Genomic DNA, 11727 nt, shown 5'->3' on the forward strand with positions numbered 1-11727 from the left:
GCGCTTGATATTGTCGAGCGCCAGCTCCAGCGGGATCTTCTCGCCATCGGCGTATCCGAAGGCGGCCGCCACCGGCCAGCTTCCCGTGGCGATCGCCTTGGCCCCTGCTTTCTCGACAATCTTGGCCGAGCCCGGGTCCCAGGCATTGTAGAGAACGATCGGGTTTCCCCTGGCGTGGAGGGAATGGAACGTCCGTGCGCGGTCGATCTGCTCGGTCATTGCTGTTTTCCCATGTTTCTGCGGTTGGACATCCAGCCTAAGCAGGACCGCCGGCTCTGGCGATGTGCCATGAGCCGCAGAAGCGGCGGCCACCGAGCAGAATTTTCAAACCTGTTGCGCATCCGGTTTTTCGCAGCTATGGATTTCGCCATGAACATGCGTTCGACCAAGACCATTTGGTGGTGGGCCTGCTGACAGCGGCCTGTTCGAACGCGTGCGCGTGAAAATAGAGGGTGGCCGCAACGGAATGTCCGGGCGGCCATTTGTTTTTTCAAGCCATTCCCGGGTCCGTTGCCCCAAGAAGCTGATGGAGACGGCAATGACGATGAAGGTTCTGGAAAACGGGGCGGAAAGTTTCGTGACCGCGGGTGGCATCACCATCACCCGCGAGCGCCACGACCAGCCCTATGCGGGCGCCATCGACGCCTACGTCGACGGGCTGAACGCTCGCCGCGGCGCGGTGTTTTCCTCGAATTACGAATATCCCGGCCGCTACACGCGCTGGGACACCGCCATCATCGATCCGCCGCTTGTCATTTCGGCGCGCGGCCGCACTGTCCGCATCGAGGCGCTGAACGGTCGTGGCGAGGTGCTGTTGCCGGTCATCGGCAAGACGCTCGGCAGCCTGGCCGATGTCACCATCGCCGAGAACTCGAAGAAACTGATCCGCCTCGACGTCGCCAAACCCGGCCGTGTCTTCACTGAGGAGGAGCGCAGCCGCGTCCCCTCGGTGTTCACCGTGCTGCGCGCCATCACCGCTCTGTTCAAGACCGAGGAAGACGCCAATCTCGGCCTCTACGGCGCCTTCGGCTACGACCTCGCCTTCCAGTTCGACCCGGTCGACTACAAGCTCGAGCGCAAGCAGAGCCAGCGCGACCTCGTGCTGTTCCTGCCTGACGAGATCCTGGTCGTCGACCATTACTCGGCCAAGGCCTGGACCGACCGCTACGACTATTCGGGCGATGGGTTTTCGACGGAAGGCCTGCCGCGCGATGAAATCGCCGAGCCGTTCAAGACCGCCGACCGCATCCCGCCGCGCGGTGACCATGAGCCGGGCGAATACGCCAACCTGGTTCGCAAGGCCATGGATTCGTTCAAGCGCGGCGATCTGTTCGAGGTCGTGCCCGGCCAGATGTTCTACGAGCGCTGCGAGACGCAGCCGTCCGAGATTTCGCGCAAGCTGAAGTCGATCAACCCCTCGCCCTATTCCTTCTTCATCAATCTGGGCGAAGGCGAATATCTGATCGGCGCCTCCCCGGAAATGTTCGTGCGTGTCAACGGCCGCCGTGTCGAGACCTGCCCGATCTCGGGCACCATCAAGCGCGGCGACGACGCCATTTCCGACTCAGAGCAGATCCTGAAGCTGCTCAACTCCAAGAAGGACGAATCCGAACTCACGATGTGCTCGGACGTCGACCGCAACGACAAGTCGCGGGTCTGCGAGCCGGGCTCGGTGCGCGTCATCGGCCGCCGCCAGATCGAGATGTATTCGCGCCTGATCCACACCGTGGACCACATCGAGGGGCGGCTGCGCGAAGGCATGGATGCCTTCGACGCCTTCCTGTCGCATGCCTGGGCGGTCACCGTCACCGGCGCGCCGAAACTGTGGGCCATGCGCTTCATCGAGCAGAACGAGAAGAGCCCGCGCGCCTGGTATGGCGGCGCGATAGGCATGGTCAATTTCAACGGCGACATGAACACCGGCCTCACCCTTCGCACCATCCGCATCAAGGACGGCATTGCCGAGGTCCGCGCCGGCGCCACTTTGCTCTTCGACAGCATTCCCGAGGAAGAAGAAGCCGAAACCGAACTGAAGGCATCCGCCATGCTCTCCGCCATCCGCGACGCCAAGACAGGCAATTCCGCCAGCACCGAACGCACCACCGCGCGCGTCGGCGACGGCGTCAACATCCTGCTCGTCGACCACGAGGACAGCTTCGTCCACACGCTGGCCAATTATTTCCGCCAGACCGGCGCCAACGTCTCGACCGTACGCACGCCGGTGCCGGAGGAAGTCTTCGACCGGCTGAAGCCCGACCTCGTCGTGCTATCGCCCGGCCCCGGCACGCCGAAGGATTTCGACTGCGCCGCCACCATCAAGAAGGCGCGCGCCCGCGAGTTGCCGATTTTCGGCGTCTGCCTTGGCCTGCAGGCACTGGCCGAAGCCTATGGCGGCGAGCTCAGGCAACTTCATGTGCCGATGCACGGCAAGCCGTCGCGCATCCGCGTCTCGAAGCCGGGCATCATCTTCTCCGGCCTGCCAAAGGAAGTCACCGTCGGCCGCTATCACTCGATCTTCGCCGATCCGGTGCGCCTGCCCGATGATTTTATTGTCACGGCCGAGACCGAGGACGGCGTCATCATGGCCTTCGAACACCGCAAGGAACCGATCGCCGCGGTGCAGTTCCACCCGGAATCGATCATGACGCTCGGCCACAATGCCGGCATGCGGATCATCGAGAACATCGTTGCCCACCTGCCGCGCAAGGCCAAGGAAAAGGCCGCCTGACGACCATGGCCGAAACCGAGAACACGATGGCGATCGCGGCCAAAGCCGCGGCGAAGCGCAAGGTCGCCAACCTTGCGTTCTGGTCGATCATCATTGCCGCAGTCGTGCTCGGTCTAAAGCTCGTCGCCTGGTACATCACCGGCTCGGTGGCGCTCTACTCGGACGCGCTGGAATCGATCGTCAACGTCATCGCCTCGATGGCCGCCTTCTGGGCGATCCAGGTCAGCTACAAGCCTGCCGACCAAGACCATCCCTTCGGCCACCACAAGGCCGAGTATTTCTCGGCTGTGCTCGAAGGCGTGCTGATCGTTCTCGCCGCGCTTTTGATCCTCAACGAGGTCTGGCGAGCCTGGCAGGTGCCAGCGCCCATCGAAAAGCCCTGGAACGGCCTGGCGGTCAACGGCATCGCGACGGTGATCAATGCCTTCTGGGCCTGGACGCTGATCCGCGCCGGCAGGGCCGAGAAATCGCCGGCGCTGGTTGCCGACGGCAATCACATCATGACCGATGTGGTGACCTCGATCGGCGTCTTCGGCGGCCTGGTCGGGGCAATCCTCACCGGCTGGCATATCCTCGACCCGGCACTGGCCGTCATCGTGGCGCTGAACATCCTGTGGCAGGGCTGGCACGTCATCGGCTCGTCGATGAACGGCCTGATGGACCGTGCCGTCGACACGCAGGCGCACATGCGCATCCGCGACGTCATCTCGGCAAACTGCAAGGGCGCGCTGGAGGTGCATGACCTGAAGACGCGCATCGCCGGCCGCGCCACTTTCATCGAGTTCCATCTGGTCGTCGACGCCGACATGTCGGTCGGCGCCAGCCATGTCATCTGCGACCGTATCGAGGACGCGCTGAAAGCCGAAATCCCCTCGGTGCGCGTCACCATCCATGTCGAGCCCGACGACGAAGCCAAGCTGCCGAAAGGCACGACGGCCGTGCCGTTCGCCTGAGGTCAGCTCACGGCGCGCAGGCGGATTGCGGCATCGGCTGCAGCCGGTAGACCTTGTCGTCGGATTTCGTCTTGCCGTCGGCGGCCTTCGAACACAGATCGACGATCGCCAGGCTGCTGTTGGGATTGGCCAGCATCATCATACCATTGGCGCCGCGCTTGAGGAAAATCTCCTTCTGCGCGATGTCGCAGGAAAAATCGCTCATCTTTGAACTTGCCGCGCAGCGCCATTGGTCGGCCTCGCCCTGGCAGGAATAGGTCTGTGTGACCTTGGCCGATTTCTGCCGCGTGGTGACGGTGACGGCAATGTCGGCGCCATCGGGCCAGTTGGCTGCGTCGCCCCCCGAAGCAAAAGACGCCAGTTCCACCGAGCCGCGGAAAACCCGGATCGACTGCGTCAGCTGGTCGGGGTGGGAAGCCAGATGCGCTGCATCGTAGTCGCGCCCATAGCAGAAGGCCTGGTCCGGCTTCAGCCGTTCGCGCAGCGGCGGCCCGAGCGCCGGGTCGATCGGATCGATGCGCGCGAATTCCGCCTTGCAGGTCGCGGCCGGCATCGGGTCGAGGCGGAAATTGTCATCCTCTTTGCCCAGCGCCTGCCTGTCGTATTCCGCTGCACCCAGTTCCTCTTCCGACCCAGCATCCAGATAAAGATCGGGCTGCACGTCGGTGAGGATCAGGCTTCCTTTGTCATCGACTTTCAGCGAGGCCAGGGTGCGGTCGCAATCCATGCCGCAATGGATCGGGCCTGATTTGCCGTCCTCGGACTCGTGATTGCACCAGCCGCCGGCCCATTCAGGCGCCTTGGCGCCGCGCACGGTGGTGGCAACGAAGGCATTGTACGATGAGTCAGAATTCGCGGCCGGCTCTTCATTCGGCCGGCTGACCGGATCATGGCCATAGTAGAAGAAGATTCGCGCCACCTTCTGCTTCGGATGCGCCTTGAGATGTGCTGCGTCATAGACGCGGCCGAAACAGGCGTCGGCGCCGTTGGGGCTGAGTTCGGTGAGCTTGAGTGCGTCATCGGCCAATGCAGAGCCGGCAAGCAGGCCGAGCAGCGCGACACCCCAGGCGCCGCGCGCCAATACCTTACAAAGCGTCATGTGACCCCTCCTCCGCATCGGCAGGACGTAACGTCAATTTATGCTAGTATTGCGGCCGCAGCCACGCATTTTGCGGTGCGCCGTCAAGCGGAGGAGAATGCGATGCGCCGGCGCGATATGTTCCGCGCGGTTCTTGCCGGAACCGGAACGTTTCTTGGCCTGCGGGTGGTGCAGGCAGCCGCCACGGAGCCCGCCAAGCAGAAGGTTGTCTATCATCTCAGCGATCTCGACAAGGTCAATTTCGTTCTCGGCAACATCAAGAACCACTATGACGGCACCGGCGGCAATGTCGACATCGTGCTGGTCGTGCATGGCCCAGCCCTTGCCGCCTTCAAGTCCAAAGCCATATCGGCCGCGATTTCCGGCCGCTTCGCCGGTCTGGTGCAGCAGGGGCTCGATCCGCACGCCTGCGCCAACACCATGCAAGGCATGGATATTTCTTTGACCGACCTGCTCGACGGGTTCCACGCCGCCGACAAGGGTGGCGTCGTCAAACTCGCGGAACTGCAGGGCCAGGGCTACGTCTATCTGCGCCCGTGAGGCTTGAACATCTGGGCAGCAAAGGCCTACGAAGGACCGGCAGAAATCCCGGAGGACACGCGTGCCAGCCACCACCACACTCAGCATTCCCGATCTCGCCGGCAAGGCGGTACTGGTTACCGGCGCATCGACCGGCATAGGCGCGGCCCTGGCGTCGGCCTACGCCGCACAGAAATGCCGCGTAGCGCTGCACTACAATTCGAGCCGCGACGCCGCCGAGGCTCTGGCCAAGGCCATTGCCGACAAGGGCGGCGAGGTGTTCCTCGTCCAGGGCGATTTCTCGGTTCCAGCCGATGTCGAACGCGTCGTCGAGGACAGCGCGCAGCATTTCGGCCGCCTCGACGGGCTGGTCAACAATGCCGGCGGCATGCTCGGCCGCGTGCCCTATGCCGAGCAGACCGAGGCGCATTACGACGCGGTGATGGACCTCAATGCACGTTCCGTACTGACCGCCTCGCGCAAGGCGATCCCATGGCTGAAGAAACAGGGCGGCTTCATCGTCAACACCTCGTCGATCGCCGCGCGCAACGGCGCCGGCGGCGGCGCCGGCCTCTACGGTTCGGCCAAGGCCTTCGTCTCCAACGTGACGCGCGGCATGGCCAAGGAACTGATCGGCTTCGGCGTCCGCGTCAACGCAGTGGCGCCCGGCACCATTCTCACGCCGTTCCACGAGCGCTATTCGACCGACGAGCAGATAAAGGGCATGGTCGCCACCATTCCACAGGGGCGCGCCGGCACTGCGGAAGACTGCGTCGGCGCCTACCTGTTCCTCTCTTCCGACCTTCTGAGCGGCTACATCACCGGCCAGGTGATCGAGGTGAATGGCGGCCAGTTGATGCCTTGACCGGCTATCTGCATACTGACGATCTGCATATCTTGTCGAAAACCTCGAAGGGAGACAAAGGAATGTATGGACTGATCGGCAAGATGCGGGCATCGCGCGGCCAGCGCGACGCGGTCATGGAGGTCCTGCGCGCCAGTACCAGCACCGGTGCTCTGCCGGGTTGCCTGAGCTACATCATTGCCCGCGACCCCGCGGATGCCGATGCGATCTGGGTCACCGAAGTGTGGACCGATGCCGAAAGCCACAAAGCCTCGCTGCAGCTTCCCGAAGTCCAGGCGGCGATCGCCAAGGCGCGGCCGTTCATCGCCGGCTTTGAATTCCAGGTCGAAACCCACCCTGTCGGCGGCTTTGGCCTGGCCGACGGCAAAAAAGCCTAAGCTCACGCGAGGCATCCTTTTTCGACGCAGCGGGGTTCGCATCGCCCGGCTTCGAGTCTAAGACCAAGACATGGATTCCCCGGACCAGCCCGTTGTCGAGCGCATGGCGCGGATGCGCAAGGCTTGGCAATGGCTGGCGATCCTGACCCTCTCCGCGCTGTTTGCCGGCGCGCTGGAGCTCGCCGCCCTGCCGGCCGCCCTGCTGATCGGACCGATGCTGGCGGCCATTGTCGCCGGCACCAATGGCGCAACGGTGCGCGTGCCGCGTCTTATGTTCGGCGCCGCCCAGGCAATTGTCGGCTGCCTCGTCGCCAGCTCGATCTCGGCCGACATCTTTCCGGTCTTCTATCAGGAATGGCCGCTGTTTCTAGGCGTCGTGGTGGCCACAGTCACGGCCTCCAGCCTGCTAGGCTGGCTGATCAGCCGCTGGCGCATCCTGCCCGGCACCACCGCCGTCTGGGGCTCATCGCCAGGTGCCGCCACCGCCATGGTGCTGATGGCCGGTGCCTTCGGCGCCGACCAGCGGCTCGTCGCCTTCATGCAATATCTGCGCGTCATCTTCGTCTCGATGACGGCGGCCCTCGTTGCAAAGATGTGGGTCGACACGTCGGGGGTCGAAATCCCGCCCATCATCTGGTTTCCGCCGATCGATCCGCAAGCCTTCGCTGCCACTATCGGCATCGCGCTTGTCGGCRGCCTGGCGGGAAAGCTTTGCCGGCTGCCTTCGCCCTTCTTTCTCGGCACCTTCATCGTTGGCACCGTCATCCATCTTGGCCTTGGCGTGGAGATGCAATTGCCGCAATGGCTGCTGGCCGTGAGCTACGCGATGGTCGGCTGGTCGATCGGCCTGAACTTCACCCGGCCGATCCTGCGCCATGCGACGCGCGCCTTGCCGCAGATCATCGCCTCGATCGTGGCGTTGATCGCCTTTTGCGGCGGCCTTGCCTTCATGATCAGCCATCTCTTGGGCATCGACCCTTTGACCGCCTACCTGGCGACCAGCCCAGGCGGCATGGACAGCATCGCCATCATTGCCGCCGCCGCGCAGAACGTCGACATCTCCTTCGTCATGGCGCTGCAATCGGCACGCTTCCTGATCGTGCTGCTGGTCGGCCCGAGCGTGGCGCGGCTGGTGGCGAGAAGCGTCAGGCAATAGCGCAATTCCAGGAAAGCGTGAAACGGTTTTCGCAGGGAAAGCGCTTAGCGCTTTGCCTTGGGGAATTACGTTAAAACAAAGAGATAGAGCGGTTCTATATTCCCGTGAAGCGATGATCCGCTCCAGGCAAAGCGGCCTCTCCTGAATTGACAAGATGGTCGCGCGCCGGAAGCGCAGGAGACGATCGTTTCCAGGCCGGCATCACCTGAATCTCCCTGCGCCTCAATCGAGCCTGTGCATCAGGTCCTCATCCAGCCAGCGGCCGAAGAAATAGACCAGTTGCTTGTGCCACCACGGCCAGTCATGGCTGACATCGCCGCCCCAATAGTCGACCCAGGCGGGAATGGACCTGTCGCGCAGGATCTGTTCCAGCTTGCGCGTCTCGACCAGCATCCGTTCCTCCCAGGCGCCCTGTCCGCAGCAGAAGATCAGCCGGAGCGCCTTCAGGCGGGCAAGCAGTTTAGGGTCGACGATGCCGGGCAGATAGTCGAGCGGCGAGTTGTAGAAGATGTCGCCTTCAAGCGCCTTGCCGAAGAAGTCGCGGGCCGAATAGACGCCCGACAGCGAGATGACGCCGCTRGCGAGTTCGGGAAAGCGGAAGACGAAGTTCGACGAATGGTAGCCGCCCATCGAACAGCCTGTGAACAGCGGCTTCAGCTTGCGCCCGCCATTGGCCTGCGCGGCCGTGGACAGGAATTCCGGCAGCGCCTCCTCGCGCACATAGCGGAAATAGGCCTCGTGCCGGCCGATGCGGTGTGCGGCGTCGGCATGCTTGTCGAAGAAGGATTCCGAATCGATGCCGTCGACCGTGAACAGCTGGATGCGGCCGGTGTCGATAAACTCGGCCAATGCCCCCACCCCGCCGGAATCCTCGAACTGGTAGAACCGCCCTTGCGAGGTCGGGAACACCACCACCGGCCGGCCAGCATGGCCGTAGCGCTTGTATTCCATGTCGCGGCCGAGATTGCGGGCGAAAGTCTTGTGATAGGAAACGTCCATCGCCTCACGCCTTTTCCGCGTGGATGTAGGCGACCGCTTCGCGCAGCGCCGCTTCGTCCTTCGAGCGCATCTGGTAGGCGTAATTTCCCATGGCGCGGCTGAAAACCTCTTCGATGGCCTGATGGTGGACGATCTTGTCGCGATGGGCGGCTAGCACGTCCTCATGGCTGTGCAAATAGCTGAGGTGCCGCTTGCGGCTGGCATAGGCGGTGAAATACTTGCCCTCATAGGGGCCGCCGGCGGCATCTTTCACCACCATGTCGGCCCACGCCGCGTAGACGTCGATGTCGAAGGTGTAGTTGATCGCATCGGTCATCCAGGCGCCAGGCGGACGCATGTTGACCTCCAGCGCGATGACGCGGTCATCCTTGGTCTCGAACAGCTCGATGTGGAAGAAGCGCTCGCGCACGTCGAACGCCTTCAGGATCTTGCGGCCGGCCTCCTCGACCGCAGGGCTGATCCGGGGAAAACAGGTGTAGCTCATGTGGCGGTCCTTGTTGACCACTTCCATGACGCTCTGGTCGTAGCGGTGGCTGGCGGCCAGCACCACCTCGCCATCGCGGTTGACCAGCCCGTCGAAAGTCACCACCAGTCCCTCGATGAATTGCTCCATGACGAAGGTCACATCCTCGGGCTTGTCCCTGAAGAACTGGTCGAGCTCGCCAGTGTTGGAGATCTTGAAGGTGTTCGAGGCGCCCGAGCCGCTGTCGGGCTTGACTACCACCGGATAGCCGACGCGGCGGATGAAGGTCATGGCGCCGGCCCGGTCGGAGCATTTGCGTTGCGCGATGGTGTCGACCCCGCTTTTGCGGAAGAAGGCGCGCATGCGGCTCTTGCGCTTCAAATTCTTCACGAAATCGAGCTTGGTGCCGTAGATGTTGAAGTCGGTGCGGATGTTGGCTTCCAGCTCCAGCCAGTGTTCGTTGAGCGATTCAAAACGGTCGATACGGCCCCATTTGTGGATGAAATGCCCCATCGCCCGGAACACCGGATCGTAGTCCTCCATGTCGGCAACACGGTAATATTCGCTGAGCGCCGCCTTCAGCTTGCCGTCGAGCGCCTCATAGGGTGCGTCGCCGATACCAAGCACCCTGGCTCCGGCCTTCTTCAACCGGTCGCAGAAATCCGCGCCATTGACGGGAAAATGCGGCGAGAAGAACACGAAATTCATGGATGACCCCCCCTGCCGATAGTGACCCCGACAAGGCCAAGTCTGGCGCATTTGCAGCGCGTGGGGAAGAGCGCACATGTTAGGGATGATTTCCAACAGAAGCTTGGCCCGCCATGCGGCCCCACTTGCCTCCCACAAGCCGCTCCTGTATGAGAACCGCCATGAACACGCGCGCCACCAACGCTTCCCGTCCGACCGGTTTTTCCGGCGAGACCGTGCGTGCACTGGCTTCGACCCTGCTTCTTCTCGGCCTTATCGGCGATCGCCGGGTTCGCTGAAGGAGCGCCCGGCGGTCGAACCGCCGCGCAAGCGCATGCTCCTTGGCCAGTCACAAAATTGGCACGTCACATCAAGCGAACGAAATTCTGGTAAAGGCGCCGCTCGCCATCAATCCATCTGAGGGTGGATCCGTGAGCCGCCGGGAGAAACGACGATGAACGCACGAGAAGAAATCCGCCCCGATGCCGCGGTAGCCGGCAAGGATGCGGCAAAGGGCACGCCCGAGGCAGCCCGGGGCATGCCGGACGCGGCGCGCAAATATCAACCCTACCCCACAGTAGGCCTCACCGACCGCACCTGGCCCTCGAAAGTCATCGACAAGGCGCCGATCTGGTGCTCGGTCGACCTGCGCGACGGCAACCAGGCGCTGATCGATCCGATGGGCCATGAGCGCAAGGCGCGCATGTTCGGCCTGCTGCTCGACATGGGCTTCAAGGAGATCGAGATCGGCTTCCCGTCCGCCTCGCAGACCGACTTCGACTTCGCCCGCTGGTGCATCGATGAAGGCAACGTACCTGCCGATGTCTCGCTGCAGGTGCTCGTGCAGTGCCGGCCCGAACTGATCACCCGCACCTTCGAGGCGCTCAAGGGCGCCACCAACCCGATCGTCCATTTCTACAACTCGACCAGCGAGTTGCAGCGTCGCGTCGTCTTCGAAAAGGACGTCGGCGGCATCAAGCGCATCGCCACCGACGCCGCCAAGATGATCACCGACATGGCGGCCAAGGCCGGCGGCGGCTACCGCTTCGAATATTCGCCGGAGAGCTTTACCGGCACCGAACTCGAAGTGGCGCTGGAGATCTGCAACGCCGTCACCGAGATCGTCAGGCCGACACCCGACAACAAGCTGATCATCAACCTGCCGTCGACGGTCGAGATGTCGACTCCCAACATCTACGCTGACCGCATCGAATGGATGTGCCGCAACCTCGACAACCGCGAGAACCTGCTGGTCTCGCTGCATCCCCACAATGACCGCGGCACCGGCATCGCCACCACCGAGCTCGGCCTGATGGCCGGCGCCGACCGCGTCGAAGGCACGCTGTTCGGCAATGGCGAGCGCACCGGCAATGTCGACATCGTCACGCTGGCGCTCAACATGTACACGCAAGGCGTCGATCCGGGGATCGACTGCTCCGACATCAACCGGATGAAGGATGTCTACGAATATTCGAACCAGTTGAAGATCCCCGAGCGCCATCCCTATGTCGGCGAGCTCGTCTACACTGCCTTTTCCGGCTCGCACCAGGATGCCATCAACAAGGGCATGAAGGCGCTGAAGAAGGCCAACACGAGCCTGTGGGAAGTGCCCTATCTGCCGATCGATCCGGCCGATGTCGGCCGCAGCTACGAAGCGATCATCCGTATCAACTCGCAGTCTGGCAAAGGCGGCATCGCCTATGTGCTGCAGGCCGACCACGGCCTCAACCTGCCACGCAATTTGCAGATCGAGTTCAGCCAGGAAATCCAGGCGATCACCGATGCCGAGGGCAAGGAAGTGCCGGTCAGGCGCATCTACGAGCGCTTTCTGGAGACCTATATCGACCAGCCGCGCGCGCGGCTGAAATTCCTCGACCACCA

The 11727-nt window shown here is 63.0% G+C and carries 11 protein-coding genes; 7 read left to right on the top strand and 4 right to left on the bottom strand.

What is annotated here, in order from left to right; genetic code table 11:
* A partial coding sequence (locus ACXJ7R_RS14460) for an isocitrate lyase/phosphoenolpyruvate mutase family protein (RefSeq protein WP_457152431.1) occupies nucleotides 1-219 on the bottom strand: 219 nt, incomplete at its 3' end.
* A gap of 319 nt (nucleotides 220-538) precedes the next feature.
* On the opposite strand from ACXJ7R_RS14460, the gene ACXJ7R_RS14465 reads away from it, so the two are divergent.
* The gene (locus ACXJ7R_RS14465; RefSeq protein WP_457152432.1) at nucleotides 539-2728 is read left to right on the top strand and encodes an anthranilate synthase; all 2190 of its coding nucleotides are present in this window, start codon (nucleotides 539-541) and stop codon (nucleotides 2726-2728) included.
* Between the two features lie 5 nt (nucleotides 2729-2733).
* The gene (locus ACXJ7R_RS14470) at nucleotides 2734-3681 is read left to right on the top strand and encodes a cation diffusion facilitator family transporter (RefSeq protein ID WP_095090802.1); all 948 of its coding nucleotides are present in this window, start codon (nucleotides 2734-2736) and stop codon (nucleotides 3679-3681) included.
* Nucleotides 3682-3688: 7 nt separating this feature from the next.
* Here the strand turns inward: ACXJ7R_RS14470 and ACXJ7R_RS14475 are convergent, their stop codons facing one another.
* Nucleotides 3689-4780, bottom strand: coding sequence for a hypothetical protein (locus ACXJ7R_RS14475; protein ID WP_457152433.1), 1092 nt, complete (start codon nucleotides 4778-4780; stop codon nucleotides 3689-3691).
* 102 nt (nucleotides 4781-4882) lie between these two features.
* Here ACXJ7R_RS14475 and ACXJ7R_RS14480 point away from each other — a divergent pair, with 102 nt between their 5' ends.
* The 4 genes from ACXJ7R_RS14480 to ACXJ7R_RS14495 all read left to right on the top strand — a co-directional run bounded on the left by ACXJ7R_RS14480 (nucleotide 4883) and on the right by ACXJ7R_RS14495 (nucleotide 7697).
* Nucleotides 4883-5320, top strand: a complete 438-nt coding sequence (locus tag ACXJ7R_RS14480; protein WP_457152434.1) for a DsrE family protein — start codon at nucleotides 4883-4885, stop codon at nucleotides 5318-5320.
* Between the two features lie 61 nt (nucleotides 5321-5381).
* Complete coding sequence (locus ACXJ7R_RS14485) at nucleotides 5382-6164, top strand: SDR family NAD(P)-dependent oxidoreductase (protein ID WP_457152435.1); 783 nt, start codon at nucleotides 5382-5384, stop codon at nucleotides 6162-6164.
* Nucleotides 6165-6226: 62 nt separating this feature from the next.
* Nucleotides 6227-6541 (top strand): putative quinol monooxygenase, encoded by a 315-nt coding sequence (locus ACXJ7R_RS14490; protein WP_184874721.1) that lies wholly within the window; start codon nucleotides 6227-6229, stop codon nucleotides 6539-6541.
* 70 nt (nucleotides 6542-6611) lie between these two features.
* Nucleotides 6612-7697, top strand: coding sequence for an AbrB family transcriptional regulator (locus tag ACXJ7R_RS14495; protein ID WP_457152436.1), 1086 nt, complete (start codon nucleotides 6612-6614; stop codon nucleotides 7695-7697).
* 222 nt (nucleotides 7698-7919) lie between these two features.
* Here ACXJ7R_RS14495 and ACXJ7R_RS14500 read toward each other — a convergent pair whose 3' ends face one another.
* Together ACXJ7R_RS14500 and ACXJ7R_RS14505 are read right to left on the bottom strand one after the other, a co-directional pair.
* Nucleotides 7920-8696, bottom strand: coding sequence for an esterase family protein (locus ACXJ7R_RS14500; protein ID WP_095090797.1), 777 nt, complete (start codon nucleotides 8694-8696; stop codon nucleotides 7920-7922).
* A 4-nt stretch (nucleotides 8697-8700) separates the two neighbouring features.
* Nucleotides 8701-9867: an ATP-grasp domain-containing protein gene (locus ACXJ7R_RS14505; protein ID WP_457152437.1), complete on the bottom strand. Its 1167-nt coding sequence runs from the start codon at nucleotides 9865-9867 to the stop codon at nucleotides 8701-8703.
* Nucleotides 9868-10300: 433 nt separating this feature from the next.
* Here ACXJ7R_RS14505 and ACXJ7R_RS14510 point away from each other — a divergent pair.
* Nucleotides 10301-11727: 2-isopropylmalate synthase (locus ACXJ7R_RS14510; RefSeq protein ID WP_457152438.1), on the top strand; the 1427-nt coding region annotated here is incomplete at its 3' end.

The sequence above is a fragment of the Mesorhizobium sp. P5_C1 genome, assembly GCF_054049815.1.